Annotated in this window: 18 protein-coding genes; 4 read left to right on the forward strand and 14 right to left on the reverse strand. The window is 48.2% G+C overall.

Features of this window, described 5'->3' with window-relative positions:
* The first annotated feature begins 33 nt into the window (after positions 1-33).
* Positions 34-915 (forward strand): anti-sigma factor antagonist, encoded by an 882-nt coding sequence (locus F459_RS24755; RefSeq protein WP_020613086.1) that lies wholly within the window; start codon positions 34-36, stop codon positions 913-915.
* A 3-nt stretch (positions 916-918) separates the two neighbouring features.
* Here F459_RS24755 and F459_RS0112650 read toward each other — a convergent pair whose 3' ends face one another.
* Positions 919-2,148 carry a SpoIIE family protein phosphatase gene (locus tag F459_RS0112650; protein WP_020613087.1) on the reverse strand — a complete coding sequence of 410 codons (1,230 nt, stop codon included), beginning with the start codon at positions 2,146-2,148 and terminating at the stop codon, positions 919-921.
* A 153-nt stretch (positions 2,149-2,301) separates the two neighbouring features.
* Here F459_RS0112650 and F459_RS0112655 point away from each other — a divergent pair, with 153 nt between their 5' ends.
* From F459_RS0112655 to F459_RS0112665, 3 genes are read left to right on the forward strand one after another with little or no spacing between them, the layout of a single operon-like run.
* The gene (locus F459_RS0112655) at positions 2,302-2,550 is read left to right on the forward strand and encodes a (2Fe-2S) ferredoxin domain-containing protein (RefSeq protein WP_020613088.1); all 249 of its coding nucleotides are present in this window, start codon (positions 2,302-2,304) and stop codon (positions 2,548-2,550) included.
* On the forward strand, positions 2,550-4,277 hold the full coding sequence (locus F459_RS0112660; protein ID WP_020613089.1) for a [Fe-Fe] hydrogenase large subunit C-terminal domain-containing protein: 1,728 nt from the start codon (positions 2,550-2,552) through the stop codon (positions 4,275-4,277). Before F459_RS0112655 ends, F459_RS0112660 begins: the two co-directional genes overlap by 1 nt.
* Entirely contained in the window at positions 4,264-5,454 is a 1,191-nt protein-coding gene (locus tag F459_RS0112665; protein ID WP_020613090.1) for a SpoIIE family protein phosphatase, read from the forward strand. The genes F459_RS0112660 and F459_RS0112665 overlap by 14 nt, the downstream gene beginning before the upstream one ends.
* Before the next feature lie 18 nt (positions 5,455-5,472).
* On the opposite strand, the gene F459_RS0112670 is transcribed toward F459_RS0112665, so the two are convergent.
* The 13 genes from F459_RS0112670 to F459_RS0112730 form a co-directional block, all read right to left on the reverse strand.
* On the reverse strand, positions 5,473-6,186 hold the full coding sequence (locus F459_RS0112670) for a lysophospholipid acyltransferase family protein (RefSeq protein WP_026295022.1): 714 nt from the start codon (positions 6,184-6,186) through the stop codon (positions 5,473-5,475).
* A gap of 121 nt (positions 6,187-6,307) precedes the next feature.
* Positions 6,308-6,913 (reverse strand): tail fiber assembly protein, encoded by a 606-nt coding sequence (locus F459_RS0112675; RefSeq protein WP_020613093.1) that lies wholly within the window; start codon positions 6,911-6,913, stop codon positions 6,308-6,310.
* A gap of 15 nt (positions 6,914-6,928) precedes the next feature.
* Complete coding sequence (locus F459_RS23220) at positions 6,929-7,972, reverse strand: hypothetical protein (RefSeq protein ID WP_020613094.1); 1,044 nt, start codon at positions 7,970-7,972, stop codon at positions 6,929-6,931.
* A 9-nt stretch (positions 7,973-7,981) separates the two neighbouring features.
* Positions 7,982-8,527, reverse strand: coding sequence for a putative phage tail protein (locus F459_RS0112685; protein ID WP_020613095.1), 546 nt, complete (start codon positions 8,525-8,527; stop codon positions 7,982-7,984).
* Complete coding sequence (locus tag F459_RS0112690) at positions 8,518-9,573, reverse strand: baseplate J/gp47 family protein (RefSeq protein ID WP_020613096.1); 1,056 nt, start codon at positions 9,571-9,573, stop codon at positions 8,518-8,520. Before F459_RS0112690 ends, F459_RS0112685 begins: the two co-directional genes overlap by 10 nt.
* The gene (locus tag F459_RS0112695) at positions 9,563-9,892 is read right to left on the reverse strand and encodes a phage GP46 family protein (protein ID WP_020613097.1); all 330 of its coding nucleotides are present in this window, start codon (positions 9,890-9,892) and stop codon (positions 9,563-9,565) included. Before F459_RS0112695 ends, F459_RS0112690 begins: the two co-directional genes overlap by 11 nt.
* Entirely contained in the window at positions 9,873-10,430 is a 558-nt protein-coding gene (locus F459_RS0112700; protein WP_020613098.1) for a hypothetical protein, read from the reverse strand. The genes F459_RS0112695 and F459_RS0112700 overlap by 20 nt, the downstream gene beginning before the upstream one ends.
* A complete protein-coding gene (locus tag F459_RS0112705) occupies positions 10,430-11,434 on the reverse strand; it encodes a hypothetical protein (protein WP_020613099.1) in 1,005 nt (334 codons plus the stop codon). The genes F459_RS0112700 and F459_RS0112705 overlap by 1 nt, the downstream gene beginning before the upstream one ends.
* Positions 11,427-12,731, reverse strand: a complete 1,305-nt coding sequence (locus tag F459_RS0112710; protein WP_020613100.1) for a hypothetical protein — start codon at positions 12,729-12,731, stop codon at positions 11,427-11,429. Before F459_RS0112710 ends, F459_RS0112705 begins: the two co-directional genes overlap by 8 nt.
* Positions 12,728-14,731 carry a phage tail tape measure protein gene (locus tag F459_RS0112715; RefSeq protein WP_020613101.1) on the reverse strand — a complete coding sequence of 668 codons (2,004 nt, stop codon included), beginning with the start codon at positions 14,729-14,731 and terminating at the stop codon, positions 12,728-12,730. The genes F459_RS0112710 and F459_RS0112715 overlap by 4 nt, the downstream gene beginning before the upstream one ends.
* Positions 14,732-14,878: 147 nt before the next feature.
* On the reverse strand, positions 14,879-15,211 hold the full coding sequence (locus F459_RS0112720) for a phage tail assembly protein (protein ID WP_020613102.1): 333 nt from the start codon (positions 15,209-15,211) through the stop codon (positions 14,879-14,881).
* Between the two features lie 13 nt (positions 15,212-15,224).
* Complete coding sequence (locus F459_RS0112725; protein WP_020613103.1) at positions 15,225-15,575, reverse strand: phage tail tube protein; 351 nt, start codon at positions 15,573-15,575, stop codon at positions 15,225-15,227.
* 14 nt (positions 15,576-15,589) lie between these two features.
* A complete protein-coding gene (locus F459_RS0112730; protein ID WP_020613104.1) occupies positions 15,590-17,068 on the reverse strand; it encodes a phage tail sheath subtilisin-like domain-containing protein in 1,479 nt (492 codons plus the stop codon).
* Positions 17,069-17,079: the final 11 nt, after the last annotated feature.

Below are 17,079 nucleotides of genomic sequence, written 5' to 3' on the forward strand. Positions count from 1 at the left end.
TCTGCATGCTTTGTCCAAAGGAGTGTGTATACCATGACCTGCACAAGTAAACGGCATAATTCAATCGCCATTTTCATTCTCGAAGGGGAGATGGATCTCTATTCGGCATCGATTCTGAAGACGGAATTTGACAAACAGCGAATAGCGGGTTTTCGCCGTTTCCTTATCGATTGCGGGGAGCTGAGTTATATCGATTCCAGCGGGGTGGGGGTGCTTATTTCGGTCTTCACCACCGCTCACCGTATGAAGGCACCGCTTTTCTTGTGCGGTATCCACGGAACGGTACGATCGGTTATCGAATATACCAAGCTTACCGGCTTCCTTCCCATGGTCGAAGTGCGGGAAGAGGCTTTGTCTCTGCTTGCCGCCTCCGGTACCGACAGTGAAAAACAGGAGGGCCATGACGAGAAATGGATTCTTCAGGATGATAATCACCCGCTACTCAAGCGGGAAGGGATGTTCCACAAGGACTTTCATCTCGATCTGAAGAAGGTCCGTCACCTCAGTCAGCTGATTGTGCAAAAGGCTCCGACCGAAATCAGGGATTTCAATCTCCTTGAACAACAGATCAGTGAGCTGATTAAGAACGGCGTCCGGCACGGAAATAAAAATGATCCGAATAAAAAAATCGGCGTCTGGTTCCGTTTTTCCACCCATTCGGCTCACCTCATCGTAGAAGACGAGGGCGAAGGCTTTAGGAATATCGCGGAGTGGAACAGCTTTTACGCGAAAAAACGGGAGGCGTTCGAGAAGCATGATTTTGAAGCGATGATGAACTATGTCTCTTTTCGCACCAGCACGAGCCGCGATGACGATGGAGGCAACGCCCTCTTTGCCGCTGTCGAGTTCTGGAACAGAGGGGTCGTCTTCAGCGAGGCCGGCAATTGTGTTGCGGTTGCCCGCAGTTACGACTGAGGGCTATGCTATCTCCCATTGCATGGTTTGTTCGGGAGATAGGTCCATTTCCACTTCTTTTGCGTCGGGATAGCGAAAAATGAGGAATGTTACATCGTCGTGGTAGGGAGCGTCCCCCCGAAAGCGATTGAAGTCCTTTCGGATATGGTCTCTGATGGATTCCGGTCCCTCCTCCCGATACGTTTTTATCACGGAAAAGAGGCGTGTCATGGAGTATTCCTGGCCATCAAGGTTCTGCTGTTCGGTCAGGCCATCGGTGACGAGGATGAGGATATCCTTTCGAAGGAGGGTAAAGGTACTCGGTTTCGGTTCGATCTGCGGGGTAATGCCTATGGGGAGATTCTCGTTCGAGGTGATCACCTTCAGCAATTTTTCTCCCCGTAGAAGCCCGAAATAGGAGTGCCCCATGTCGAGGATGGTGATCCTGCCGCTCTTTTCATCGAAAACCAGAAAGATTCCCGTGAGGAATTTGTCTCCTTCAAAGGTTGAAAAGACCGATCGGTTTACATGGGTGACGAAATCGACCAGGTTGTGTCGGGAGAAATCAAAGGTTTCGACACTTCCGTGCAGCATAGCCGTGACAATAGAGGCCGCGACCCCTTTGCCCGAAACATCACAAATCGTGATGAACCATGTGCTGCCGCCGATCTTCTTTACCGCGTAGAAATCGCCTCCGACTCCCTTTGCCGTGGTTGAGCTTGCAACCACTTCGAGATGGGTGGTGAGAACGGCTTGCCGTTCCTGAACGATGCGCTTTTGTACATTGTGTGCAAGATCGATATCCTGTCTCGACAGGTCGGAAAGAAAGGTCAGAAGATCGAGGGTCGAGAAGGTACCGCAAAAGTGGCCGGCTTCATCGATGATGATGAAGACCGATTCCTCTTTGCTTGAAAGGGCCTCCGCGAGATATTCGGAGACGACCAGGATATGTTCCCGAAGCTTGAAGGAGGGGCGCTGCATGGTAATCTTTTTTACCGATCGATTTTTTAAGACGTCGCGGCCGAAGGGGCGGCTCAAGAGGCTTGTCAACTGATTCTGGTCGATCAGGCCTATTGGTTCCATCTTGTCGTTTACGACCCCGAAAGCGGGAATATCTTCACCCTGTTCTCTGATGAACTCCAGCAGTTCCTCTACCAATGTTTCGTAATGTACGTAGTAAAAGCTCGATGCAATCTTACCGAGAGCCTGGCTCGGTAGGAGTTCCGGTATCTGCATAATGCCAATGTGTTTCATCTATTGCCCCTTCCAGCCTGTAGCCTGCAGCCAGTATCTAAGGATTGTGTGAGAATCCTGTGAGCTAATCGTAAAAAGTGCTGCAGGCTTGAAGGTTTTTGCATAATAGATTATATTTTATCGGTAAAAAAATACCGATAAAAAGGAGTGGCTATGACCATAGAGATCTGTATGGGAAGCTCCTGTTATGTACGGGGAAATCGGGACCTGCTGGCGGCGTTGGAACAATTTCTCGAAACAGAAGGGCTTTCTGATCGGGTCGCTCTTAAAGGGTGTCTGTGCACCGATTGCTGTGGGCAGGGGCCCAACGTTATTATAGATGGTGAGATCTATCACGAGGCTGCCCCAGGGAGTATTATCGATCTGCTTCGAAGTCGGTTTGGGGCGAAAACGGAAGGATAATGAAACCAGCGATTTATACCGAACAGGCGGCCTGTCAGGACTGCTATAAATGTGTGAGAGAGTGTCCTGTAAAGGCTATTGAGGTGAAAGACGGCCATGCCGTGGTTGTACAGGATTTATGTCTCTACTGCGGTCACTGTGTAACGGTCTGTCCCGTCGGGGCGAAACGGATGCGGGAGGACCTGCCGAGGGCAAAACTCCTCCTTGCCCGTAGGGAATCCTGCCACATCTCCATCGCTCCAAGCTGGGTTTCCGAATTTGCCTGTTCTCCCGGTCAAATGGCGGCTGCCCTCCTTGCCCTCGGCTTTCGCTCTGCCGGTGAGACCAGTATTGGAGCGGAGGTGGTTTCTTCGGCCATTCGTCGTTCGTTTTCCAGTTCCCTTTCTCTCTCTACCGCTTGCCCCGCCGTGACCGAACTGGTGGAAAAGTACTATCCCCGGTTGGCTTCCCATCTTTCTCCCTGGAAAAGCCCGATGCTTGCCCATGCATTGATGCTGAAACAGCGTTACGGCGATAAGGCCGGCATCGTCTTTGCCGGTCCCTGTATTGCAAAGAAGCAGGAGGGGGATAAGCATGAAGAATGTGTCGATGTGGTGCTTACCTTCGACGAGCTTCGACGATGGTTTGACGATGCAGGAATCGATCTTCGAAGTATTGAACCCGCCTCCTTCGATGGAATGGCCTCCCGGGGCGGATCCCTCTACCCCGTGGATGGCGGTATGATCGCTTCCATAAAAGAGAAGGCACAGATTATCGATGCCACGATGATCTCTCTTTCCGGTACGGAGTCGATCATGCGAAGCCTTGATGATCTTGGGGAACAGGCCTCCGGAAGACCCCTTTTCCTTGAGTTCCTTGCATGCAAGGGGGGCTGCATCAACGGTCCGGCAACCGATAAAAAGCGGAGCCTTGTTTCAAAACGGCTTCGGGTCATAGAGACTGCCGCCCGAAGAAGCGAGGAGGGGGAGGCTGCATCAAGCTTGGCGCCTGTCGGAGATGAGAAGCTTTCCAAGCGGTGGCAAGCCGATCGGGGAGTTGATCGTCGGCACTTTTCTTCCGAGGAGATTGAATCGGCCCTTATTCGTTTGGGAAAAGAACGTAAGGAGGATCGCCTCAACTGTGGGGGCTGCGGTTATCACACCTGTGCCGATTTTGCCGCGGCATGGATAGAAGGAAAGGCAGAAAAGGCGATGTGTGTCGCTTCGATGCGCCGGATTGCCCAAAAAAAGATGAACGCCATCATAAAGGCGATCCCTCTGGGGGTCGTCATCGTCGATGACGAGATGAATGTGGTCGAGTGTAATCGAAAATTCCTCGAATTCTTTTCCGACTTTCCTCCCGAAGAGATCGATGAGGTCATTATCGACAACATGGTCGGCAGGCCCGCTGCTCGTTTTCTTCCCGAGACAGAGGGAATCAGGCGAATTCAAGGGGGAGAGCGGGAACTGGTGGAAAAACGGCTTGAGTATCGGGGACGGATCATGAAGGTCCTGATATTCATCATCGAACGGGACCGTTTTACCGGGGTCCTTTTTGAAGATGTGACGAGCCTCACCAAACGGAGGGACACGGTGATCAAAAACGCCGAGGCCGTCATCGCGAAGAACCTTGCAACGGTCCAGCAGATCGCAGGTCTCCTCGGTGAAAGCGCCGCCGAGACCGAGATCATCCTTTCCAGCCTTATCGATGTCTTTAAGAGTTCCGGAGGTGGCGGTGAGGGCAGGTAATTCCTTTATCGAGGTCGACTACGGACAACATTTCAAGGCGGGTGAGCGAATAGGAGGCGATGTCTTCCTCCTTTCCCGTCAAAAAGAGGACGGAAGGATTGTCTGTACCCTTTCAGACGGTCTCGGCAGCGGGGTGAAAGCCAACGTGCTGGCGAACCTGACGGCCACCATGGCGCAGCGATTCGTTACCCAGAGGCTGGATGTGAGAACCAGCGCAACCATTATCATGAACACCTTGCCGGTCTGTGCGGTGCGAAAGATCAGCTACTCCACCTTTTCCATCGCCGATATTACTGCAGACGGAAGGGCGAGGATCATTGAATACGATAATCCCCCCTTTCTCTATCTGAGGGGGGGGCGCTTGCTCGATCCTCACAAACAGACCATTTCCCTGAAGCGGGAAGGGGCCATGAAAGAGGAACAGCTTGTGCTTTCTGAATTGAACCTTGAGGTGGGAGACCGTCTTCTTTTCATGAGCGACGGGGTCACCCAGTCGGGCATGGGAAGCCCTTCCTTTCCTCTGGGCTGGAGGAGAGGGGCTTTGATTGAGGCAGTTGAGGAAATAGTGGCCTCACAACCCGATATCGGCGCACGGGAGCTCTCTCATGCCATTTGTAATCGGGCGAGGCGGAACGACGGTTTTACCGCCAGGGACGATATTACCTGCGCCGTCGTCTATTTTCGTAAACCCAGGCAGCTTCTGATCGTTACCGGCCCTCCTGTGGATCCTGACAAGGATTCCTGGATGGCCTCCTTTTTCGACAAATTCGATGGGAAACGAATCATAAGCGGAGGAAGTACCGCTTCCCTGGTTGCACGGGAGCTGGGGCGCCAGGTAACGGTGAGACTTCACAGCGGCTGTGACGATGTACCCCCCGCCTCCACCATGGAAGGGGCCGATTTGGTGACCGAAGGGCTTATCACCTTGAGCAAGGTCTCCCTTGCCCTTGAAAAGCGGGTCGATCCCTCTTCTCTCTCCCCCGGGCCGGTGCGATCTTATCTGGAATTGCTTCTCGACAGCGATTCCGTTCACTTTCTGGTCGGGACGAAAATCAACGAGGCTCATCAGGATCCCAATATCCCGGTTGAGATGGAGCTACGTAGAACCATTGTCAGAAAAATGGAGAAAATCCTTGAAGAGCTCTATCTGAAAGAGACGGAAATCCACTTTTTGTAAGGGTTCCTATAGCGTGCCCTACCGGGGAAGAGCCGAGGCTATCTGCCCGACGATTTCTTCGGTTAATCGCTTCTGTTCCTCTCTTGCGAGCCCTTTGCTTGGTATCGGAGGATGGATGGTAAGATGCACCTTCCCCGATCTGACCTTTCCCTCGGCTTCCAGAAGCCTTCTGGTTCCGTCGATGGTTATGGGGACAATAAGTGCCTCTGCCCTGAAGGGAAGCTTCATGGCCCCGGCCCGCACCGGGCCCATCCCCGATGCTTTGTTCCTCGTTCCTTCGGGAAAGATCAGTTTGGCATGGCCGCTTCGGATATCCTCGGCACCGAGATCAAAAAGCCTCAGTGCCTGTTTCGGATTTTTCCTGTCGAGAAAGATGCAGCCGATCTGCTTCATCCAGCTACTGAGAAATGGAACATAGCGAAGTTCTTTCTTTGCCACAAAACCGATGATTTTCGGCACGGACGCCATGATGACCGGTATGTCCAGGTAGCTTTGATGGTTCGAGACGAAGCAGAGATTGTCCGCTTCCGGAAGATGTTCCAGGCCTTGTACCTCTATGTCGATTCCGCAGCTGTACACCAGGATGCGTGCCCAGGCTCTGGTAATAGCAAGGACGTAAACCCGGCGCTTTACAGTGGCAAAGAGATAAAGAAAGGGAATGGGCAGGAGAAAAAGCATGGACAGGAGCATCATGACCCAAAAAGCGGTGAAAAATAGGATAGTTCGTACCATTTCTTTAGTAGACGCTTTTCCCGGGTGCTTGTTGAAACAACGCAAGAAAAAAACACGGTTTTTGCAAGAAAATATCTATGCTGTTAATTACAAACTATGAAAATCAATTACAACATAGCGTTCAAGAAATAGAATCAGATTTCTCTGTTATTTCAGCAGGTTTCCCTGGCCAGGAGACTTCCTGCGGGAAGCCTGGCTGCAATGGAAGATCCCTGAGTGCCTGTCGGTAGGTTTTCCAGGCCGTTTTATCGGATAGGGGATAGTCGGCCATCATGATGTAGTCACTCTCTGAAAGTAGCCTGTCTCGTTCTAAGCGAACCCGTTCTGCGAGTACCTCATCGGGGACTATCCAGCCCGTTTCACTCCACACAGCCATAGGGTCCGGCGGCTTTATATCGGTCATACTTTCATCGGGTTCCTCACCAAGAGACAGGCGTACAGATTTTCCAGTTGCTTTGTCCCAGTAGGGAACACCGGTATAGTCAGATTTGATTATGTACTTTCCGTCTTCCCAAACTGTTGTTTGATTCTCACCTACAGAGGTGATCAGCCCCTTGTCCACGGCCTGCTCCACAGAAATACGGCAGCCTGTACTGTCAAAAAACCGTGCATCACACCCCTGGTGGATTTCTGCACTGTCGGGGTATGCTATGGAACCATCCGGTTTTGTCACACTCGAAATTATTGATTGAACTACATTGTCATCATCAATGATTGCATAGATCATTTTCGTGCCGCCTCCTTATGCTGTACGTTTCCACACGCGGAACGTTCTATTTCTCATACGTGTTTCGCTACCGACTCTAGGAGTCCCATTCACATCATCGCTTACAAAATCCCCCATGTAATTCTCCCCTGATATTCCGGTTTTGCTGTAATAGCCTGTTTGAGAATTAGCGGTTGTGCCCCTGAATGTTATTGAATCAGCCCCCGTCCTCCCTGTCGCTTCACCGGTATAACCTAACGTTTGACATAAGAGTTCAACAATAAATCCTTGGAATTGATCTTCTTGTATACCACTGCCAAACGCCAATGCATTTCCACCAGGTGTACGGAATGTTATCCCTTCATTTTCAAACAGAGCCGTCCACGTCCCGGGTAGTCCAAGACTTCCAGGCGCTGAGGCTCCTGGAAGCTGCACATAGGATGATCCGACTGGCCAGACTGCATTTTTGATAGACGTCTCCAAGGCATCCAAATATGCTTTTATCCTTGCCTCAGACGGGACAACGCTCGCGGAGCTACCCATAGTACCCGATGCCGACAGCGTCATGTTGGCCGTCTTGATCAATCTGCCTGTTGCATCGGCAAACAAACCTATCTCGCCGTCTGCGAACCCGGACCCCGATGGCCTTACAAATCGATCATCATGCTGCGAGTCATGGCCCGATATCTGGGAATCTACATAGCTTTTAGTTGCTGCATCAGCTGAGGCCGATGGATTTGCAAACTGGGCGCGGCCGTTAGAGTCCCTGACCACCATCCTCGATGCGGTTGCCGCGCTGACAGCCCCGTGTGCTGTCGTTAAATCTGTATGTTCTTTTATTAAAGCAGCAACGGCATTTTTCACCTGGTCAGTAGCTGTGTTATTAGGAGACGATCCTGCTGAAGAAATTAAAGCTTCTATATTATCCAGTATCAGATTGATTGTTTCAGGATCGATAAAAGATGGCTTTTCTTCAGGATTTTCAGGATTCCCGATGGTGAATTTCCCATCTTTTAAGCCGGGAAATGATACCGCCTCTCCATCTATAGTTATTGCCCTTTCATTTGGATATAACCCCATGATTCACTCCTAGGAATAAAAGAAACTTACGATGTAATTCGATTGTAAAATGCTGAGTAAATAGGACTCAAGAGTAGCTCTTATTGATTCCTCCGCATTTGATATATAAAGGTAGATGGTTGAAAACCATGCTGGTCCTGCTATGCGTTTGTCAAACCTGGTGTATCCATAAAATGCTGGCTTTACTGGAAACGTATATTTAATGAAATTGGCATCATATTGAGCACATATATCTATAAAAACCTGTCTGTTGATGTTTTCTATCTTTGTTGATTTGAGCAGCTTTCTTCTTTCCGACAATTCCAAGTTAGCATTTTCGATATTAAAAATCCGTTCCCAGTTATCAATCAATTCGGTGGTGGTATTTATATATGCCTCTTTCAACAAAGCCGCCTCACGGGCTCTAAAGCGGTTGAGCTCTGCCCCTTTTGCATCACTCCATTTATAGATGTCACTCGTTTTATCAGCAAGTTGCTGATCCCAGAAATCTCCAGGAGGTAAAAGTTTTTGGACTGCTATTGTGTATTCTTCTGACGAGGGTATTACTAAAGCCAATTGATGTCTCCTAAATCAAGTAACTGAAGGATCGTAGAGCTGCCAGTTTCGAGAGTAACAGAAGCATCAGTTATTATGGTTCCATCGACGATAGCATCACGTAGTTGATAGGATGTTATGGAACTTCCCGGCTTGATGTTTAACGCCATCCAGGATTTTATGCGTATTTCAGTGGTATTCCGATTACTTTCAGTATCTTCGGTACTTATTAATTCAATTGATGGATTTACATAGATAATATCAGGCGTTTTAACGGTATATAAAACAGGGGGAGCATTTTGATATATGTAGTCACTGACAATATCCAAATCAACAACCTGGGACAATCCTGTTTCATGGTTACCACCAGCGACTTGAATAAGTAACGCCCCAAACGGGCCATAATTTTTGAATTCCCACGCTTGTTCTACTTCGATTGATGCATCTATCGCCCAAGCTGCAAAGTCTCCGGGCTTGCCATATCGAGATGAATTTCTGATATAATTTAGTACTCGGATCAGGTATTCGTCATCAGATTCTGCATCTACTCCACCAGTAATACTGTCTTCAAGAACAATGGTGGTATCCTCTATGCCTTTAGGCACATTGGATATGATAGTAAGCTCCGTTCCCTGATCCTGGTTGCCATCAGACCCATTCGTTGATGCCTTAACCGTAGCATTGATAACTCCTTCATCACCAATTTCAGAGGCTTCAGGCAAATAGTATTCTTGGCCATTTGGCGCCTCGAGCAGGATACCAGCAGGAATGGATCTCCCAACGGAACCAGAAAACTGTACCATTCCTGACGCTCTTTGCGCAGTCAAAATAGGAACACGGTCACTCCAATGAGCTCTGAGGTTATCACTACTTGCTGTGTCGGGAAATATCTGGCGAGCCAGATATACGAGATTACCATATAATTGGTGATAGATTCCGGCATCTACCTTTCCTATCATCGTCAACAAGTCGTAGCGTACCGTTTTTGATAAGGGTGTGAAACGAGATTTGTAGTCATTTTCTATACGGTCCTGCAGGTTAGAGATGCTCGGTCTTTCAAAATCCATACCACACCCCTTCTATTATTTCAGAAGCCCCAGAGGGCTTTGTAATCTTAACGTTGTAATTTATTCGATTTTTTCCTGTTAACTCTGTTTCACATTCAACATCTTCAGCTATTCCATCATCCTTCAGCCATGATAAAGCCCTGATTATTTCCTGTTTGACGTCGGTAAGAAGGTCTGCAGTCGTTTTTCCGGTCTGCCGAAGTAGCCACAGATCACTACCAAATTCAGGGTCTGCCCACCATCTCCCGCGATCTGTACCAAGTGTCATTTGTACCAATACCGAAATAGACATATAATTTTCAATTGCTACCGTCGCCATGTAATACCTTCTCCGAGGCAAGGCCAGAAAAATTTTCCTTATCAACAAGGGATGACAGGACGGTTATTATGTTTGATTTGAATGTTGATCCTCCATCCCCCGAAGCCACCGCTGCTGTAGAAATGGCATTAATTATTCCATCAATCCTGGCTGTCATTTTATTTAATTGGGTTGTTAGCTCTTCGACCTTAATCACTCCACCGTATTTGGTTCCATAAAGCTCGACTGATCCAGAGTTCCGGCAAACAATCCAGCCGCCAGTTTTTGTCCAGAGGGCCGAATCATATTCATCTAAGTCTGGCACCCCATCCTGGTCGACAACAGGCAGCATAACGGGATTACGTACATCTCCACCTTCAAAAAGAAACAGCACTGTGCCCTCTTTTCCTCTGGCAGCAAAACCATATGGGAATTGCTCTTTCCCTTTAACCGTCCGTCCATAATGTGTTGTGCCCTGAATAATAGCTCCATCACGTCTGGTAATTTGCCCGGCGACAACGAGGTTCCGAATTGCTGCAGCAAGGTCTCGTAATCCCATTAAAGATATGCCTCCCGAGGAACCAACTGAATATCACAGCTCATAGATTTTGCATCAGCTTTATATTCGATTTGGGATGTTAGTAGATTAGCCTCTATACTTAATGATGGAAGCTTAACTGGGGTTAAAAAATTTGTTTCCCAGAATATCTCTTTACCCGATAGATTCCCTAATTTCTTTAATTGGGCAAGAGAGAGCCCCCAGTCAGCTACTGATACAGTGATGCGCCGTTCCCTTCGACGACGTATTTCTGTCTCTGCCCGTCTGGATAATTGATCTTTCGTAATTGTCTGATCCGTGAGATTTAGGGTCAAAATACGGTTATTCTGACAACTTTTATCATAGGCTGTAACACTATTTCCATCGGGTCCTTTTATAACATAGGTATGATATTGCTCCGATCCTTTATCGGAATCCTTTATTGATCGTACCGATTGCCCCTCGATGAGTTTAAACCCTTCCTTTCTGACCCCGCCTGCAACCTCCCAGATATAAAGTCCCCCTGTTTGCGATGACGTGAGAATAAAACCTTGATTATCAGCAGCTTGTATAAGTTTTTGCCATGGGCTCTCATTCTCCCATGCAAAAGACGAGACCAGCTTCGTAAAATCGCCATTGCTCGTCGGCATGCAGCTGACATCGATGCTGAAACGATCGGCAATATACTTCACCACTCCCAACAGGGTTTTGTCTGTAATCTCATCCGACCAGCTACTATCTATGATATCGCGTGCCGCAGATCGTGCAGTAACGACCAGTTTTTCATCACGAGCTGTATTATCCAAGGATATATCATCGATGAATCCCATAGTGACATTTCGTTTTACCATGGGGTTCGAATAGTAGACGGAAATATGCTGGTGTTTTTCAACCTTTGATCGTTCACTGGTTGGGAGTTCCACTTCGATATAATGACAAATTTCGTCAAGTGACTTTCGGATGTATACACTTAACCAGTGCAGATTTGTCCGTTTATTATTCACATAGACATCAACTTTAGACATAAAAAATGCCCCCCGTTATCATGAGCTGGTCATCAATATCGGAGTTTAGCTCTTCAACCTTGTCGTAATCGCATCCCAAAAGTTGTGCAACTACCAACATAGGTAGCCCTCCCTGAAGCTGCACGGACCGTTCATTCCAGGTTTCTTTTTCCTGCAGCTGTTCCATGACGGCGATACGGCTTTCTGTAACCGCCTTGTAAATATTAGGGTCATCTACATTCAGAGAATCTTCCAGATCCATAAACAATGAATACAGGGCTTTGATTTGGTCTGCCGAAATTGTATCTACGTTTGGCAATGTCGTAGCTGCTCCTACGAATGCAGCATGACGATAAAGGGCAACCATGGCCTGTTTCGTAGCTGATTCTTTGAAGGTTGACGGAGATAGTTCATTCATTGTCTCACTCTTGGCAGAGATAAATTGCAATGTGGCATTATAGATAGAATCTCCATTTCCAGAAGATGTTGTCTCGTCGGAAGAAAAGAAGTCTTCAACAGCAGACACATCGCTTATCAATGTCGCAGTAATGGCGGTTATGCAACTGAAAAGTGCACGAGCAAAATCACCGGGAGCCGTAATTCCTTGTTCTATGAGGCTTATGATATTGAGAGCCTCATTGGTTAGCGAATTCATAGTATTTTGTGCCAACTGAAGACGACCAATAATATTCAATAATTTATCTTTGATAGCGGAGAACCCTGTCTCCAAGGCGCTTACTGAAAGATTATCATCGTCGAGAACCGATTCAAACCTGGCCACGGCTGCATCTTCAAGGTCAGCTATTGCATCATCAAGATTCCCCGATGTATTGTTTTCCTGGCGAGCCCCAGCACTTTGACCGACCCTATCTACTGCGAGAGTAATTTCACACCCGCCCTGGGCAGACGTTTCTTCCGATATATCCCAAGTATCCATATTAACCGCAAAGCGGCCCCAAAATGGTAAGATCAAATATGCCGGTTCATCATCCGATGTTTCGACGCTAAAAGCGGCCGCCAGTTTGTTGCGGTATTGAATATAATTGGTCCCAAGCAAGCGGCCTGATATTTTTATTTTCTGAGGTAGATAATTTAACGGTTTATTTGACCATCCTCCAAATGCCGAATACTCAGATATATCATTCGATTGACCACCAGAGACATTTGTCTTCACAAGATTAAATGCTTCGGGCTCCCCTCCTGGTGGTTGGTAACTTGTTCTCCGTGGAGTCTCCTCACTTCCGTTACTATTTCGCAGGGCCGAGCGCCAATTACCAGAATAGGGTTCCGGTAGGCTTATATTAAATTCATCGCTCATTGATTAGCCCTCACAGTACGTGCATTTCCTGTCTCTACCGTTGTCCCGGGGATGGTATTACGTCGTGTTTCTACAGATGCTGTTCCCGGTACATCAGCAGAAAACTCTACCTTCAATGATGCCTCGCCTGTCAGTTCAGCTTTTTGTATAGCAGCGGCAGGAACTCGTGATGGGATGGTTCTGGTTGCCCCACTGCTACGTCTTCTATTTCTGCTCCGTGCCGCCTCAAGAGCTTCTTCCGATACGTAATTGGAGGCATAATTTCCAGGAGCGGCAAGCTTCTTGCCCAGTAGACCACCAAGGAGTCCCCCCCCCTTATTACCGCCTTGATATCCAATCATTCCTCCAATCAAGCCTCCTACAGCAGTGCCCAGAATGGGGATAACCGAGCCAAGGGCTGCGCCAGCTGCCGCTCCTGCAGCTGCTCCGGCAATACCTCCGGCAGAGCTTCCAATAACCTTTCCTCCTTCCTCATATTTTTCTTCTTTTGTTAACTCTTTATTACGAGCAATCTGGAGGACCCCGAGCACCGCCTGTGGTATCTCTATCGCTGCAGCTGTGGCGGCAGACAGACCTGCTGTCCTCTTTACCGTTGACAAGAGGCCAGGGGACTGAGTGGTAAGACCAGAGGTCTTCGTCACACTTTCCGTCAGGTTCGATTGTGGTTTAACTCCCAAGCCATTCGATCCAAGGTTCGTTACATAGACTGGCATTCCCGTTCCACCGGCTCCTGCTGTCCCAAGGTTTAGTTTTGTTGTCCCAGCCCTCAGATTCTTGAAATTACTCAAGAGGGTACTGACAGTGGCTAATCCTTTAACGGCAGCAATGGTTCCTATACCAACAGCCATTGAGGTAAAAACTTTCTGTATTCGCTCAGGATCTTCTGCAAGCGCATTAAAATGTTCCGTTATCTTTTCAAGCGGTGCGGTCAACTTATTATCGGCGAAGCGATAGAAAGCGGTTTGGAGATTGTTCAAATTTGACTTAAGAGTAGAAGCTCCTTTGGCTGCATCCTCCATAATAGCCTTTCCGTCGGCCTGAACATCCATAAAACTATTCAAACTGGATATCACACCGGAGTCCAGATACTCAGCAGTTAGAGAGTTAAAGGCTCGTTTGGATTCTCTACCAAAGATTGTGCCAATGACATCTGTGTTTCCTTTTGTCATCGTCACAATATCTTTCATAATATCAGTAACGGGGCGGAAATCTCCTTCTAAATCTCGAACACTAACGCCTAATTTCTTCAATTGCTTTTGCTTTGTAGGATCTCCCAATTCTGCTAGTAAACCTTCAAAGGCGGTTGCAGCTTGCTCTGGAGATCCGGTACCTCTCTGTATAACCTGGAGCGCAGCCCCCATTTCTCTAAGTGCCTGGGCGCCACTTCTTCCGGTTGCGGTATAAGCGGTTATCACCCTCGGTCCTAAGGCCGCCAAGTTGGACAGGGTAAAGGCCCCCATTTTCCCCTGAGCGGTAAGCAGATCAAGAGACTTAAAAGCATCATCGGCCCCAAGTCCCATTTTCTGAAACTCAGCAAACAACCCCCCAATAGCCTCACCAGAAGCGCCAGTAGCCTGCATGGCAAGGCCCATACTGCGAAGATTTTCTTCAGCAAAAGACATATCTCCAGTGCGTTCAATTATCTGGCCAACAGCTCCTGTCATAGAATCAAGATTGATTTTTACATTCTTATCCTGGGCTATGTCCCACAGCTTTTGTTTCAACTGATCGATTTTATCTGCCGAAATATTGGACTGAATGCCAAGCCTGGTCATTTGGTCCTGGATATCGATAACTTTATTGACCGCCACACCGGCGCTAAGAGAAACTCCGAGCGTTCCAATCTTCGTCATGGTTCCGGACAAAAGCCCATCAACCTTTCCCATGGCACCGGAAACTTTGGAGCCGAAGGCTTGAGCTTCGGCCCCTGCTTTTTTTATTCCCGATGAAAAACCACCTCTCAAAGAAAGATCAACGCCAGCGCGTATTGTATTACTCATCACTCAACCCATGTGTTTTCCGGTAAAGATCAATCGCATCATCTTGCCAGGCCGTTAATTCTGCCCAGCCCATATCTTTTAGATCATCAAGTGAGATACCATGCAGCAAGTACATGATATCAACACAGGTAATGCGGACAATTGCCGCTAATCTTCCGACGGTAAGCCCCTCTTTACCGTCGGTTTGGAAGGGTCGCTCTTGTCATCCTCAGGTTCATTTTCATTTTGGGGAATGATGAACCTTGAATAGATTTCATTGGCCATCTGCCTGACATGGGCATAATCTTCAGGTGTTAATTCTCTAAGCAGCTCCACACTCTCCGATGTTAAAGAGGAGACCAATTGGAGCATTTGAGCGACAGTGCCATCCCTCTGGGTATCCATTCCCAGTAGGTGCCTAACCTTAGGTTCGTCGGTAAAATTAAGCTCTTTAACGGAGCGTTCGCCACGACTTACCGGAGTCTGTAATCTGTATATCATTTTGGTATCCGTCCTAAAGCTTTTCGCTTTTTCCGCTGTTATAGGTAACACTCATTTCACCATCCCCAAGTTCAACGGCGTCGACTACCCAGGCTCTTGGCATCATGTGTTGATTTCCGTCATCCAGGTAGATGGTAACCGAGTCATCACTGATATCTTTGAACTCGGAAACATCCATGATCGCCTGCAGTTTTATCTTTAGCTCCGCAGCCTGAGGGGTTTCGAGATATCCAAAGTTCTCATGGACTTCAGCATCTTTGGTTTCCCGCTTATAAGATGACGGACGAAATGAATGACCTCCGGCAACCAGAGGCAATTCTCCAAGCGTTGATGATACAACTCGTTTAACCTTTGCTAATCTCATACATGCTCCTCCGATTAATCGAACTGAGTTAGACCAGCCCCAATATAGAACTGACCGATTAGGGTTGGTTTGTGCTGATAATTCAGCCGTGTTTTACTGTCAGAATCAATTTCGACAATGATGCTGTCCTTGTAGCTCGCCAGGTCCTGACACCATTGTTTTTCCTGGATGAAAACCTGCTGGTACATTTCGACCAAGAATGCTTTCCAGATATCAGCAGTCATCACCTTGGCACCGGAACCAAAGTTCTCGTTTGTTGCTGCGAGTTTCCATTTCTTATATCTGGTCCGTGCTTCTGCATTGATTTCAGCTCTGACCCGTGAGATCGTTTCCGTTATTTGGACATCAAGATAGCTGGTATTACGGTTACCATCTGAATCCGCGTTATAACTGGTAACAGCTCGTTCAACCAAAACTGTCCCAGTGGAATCAACACGATAGGTAGCAATACCTGCACTCAAGAGGGCTTCCCGGGCGTTGGCATTCCGTTGTGCTATGGAAACAAGACCATCGATTTCCGTGTCATATGTATTGGCCGCAGGATCATCAGCAAGCCTTCTGATCAGCGGAGCCGCAAACCGAGCGGCCCAAACTGCCGGTGTCTGGAAATTGTTGCCCCTAGGAACCAAGACAATATGGGGGCTATTGATGCTGGATGCCTGGGCAATCATGCTGCCGGTGGTATTGTCATCACCGTCTTCGCCAGATAGAGCAAGGAACATCCTGCCGTCGCATTGGCGTGGGCCGCTGTAACGGCTTTTCAGTTCGGCGGAAAAAAGTACGATATTAGCCGCATCCGCAAGATCGGTAATAATGTAATGGTACTTCGTCTCTCCCATGGCCGCCAAGGCGGCGGTAATATCAGGGTTTCCAGATCCGACAGTGACAGTTGCCAACCCTGCAGCAATACCGGCTGGATCGGATTCCCCATATAATCCAGCCTCCACCGTCATCAAATTACCGTTTTCCCCCTTGGCCAGAGCTACCAGCAATACTTGCGCCGTATTCTCCGCATTAATCTCCGCTTCCAGTTCCATGTCGCGGACGGAATTAATAGATGCCACAAAAGCTGCTGCAAGGTCGTCAAGAGTATCCCCAGATGATACAGCCATGGAAACCTTTATCCCATTAACATACCGAACAAAGGTTCCGTCCTTTATCGGAGATGCAGTAAACGTATATGACTTTACTGCCGCCGTACCTGCGGCCGCCTCATTTAGAGGAAGAGCATACAATTTCTCCGTTTTGTTCAGGTCCATGAAGTTCATAGCCATCACGGCAGCAGGGTAACCTTCTTCCAAAAGGTTGCGGGCTTTTGCATCACCGGAAATAGCGACAACCTTATTTGCTTCAGCGGTTCCTCCTGAGCCTTTTATACCAATAACCAGCACTTTCTTTTCCTCACCGGTGGAACCAGCCAGCGAATTATCGATCTCCTGATACTGGCCCGGGACCAGCAACTCATCAGGAATCTGGGTAAATTCAATAGACATGCTCTATCTCC

The sequence above is a fragment of the Sediminispirochaeta bajacaliforniensis DSM 16054 genome (genome assembly GCF_000378205.1).
In the GTDB taxonomy this organism is placed as follows: Bacteria; Spirochaetota; Spirochaetia; order DSM-16054; family Sediminispirochaetaceae; genus Sediminispirochaeta; species Sediminispirochaeta bajacaliforniensis.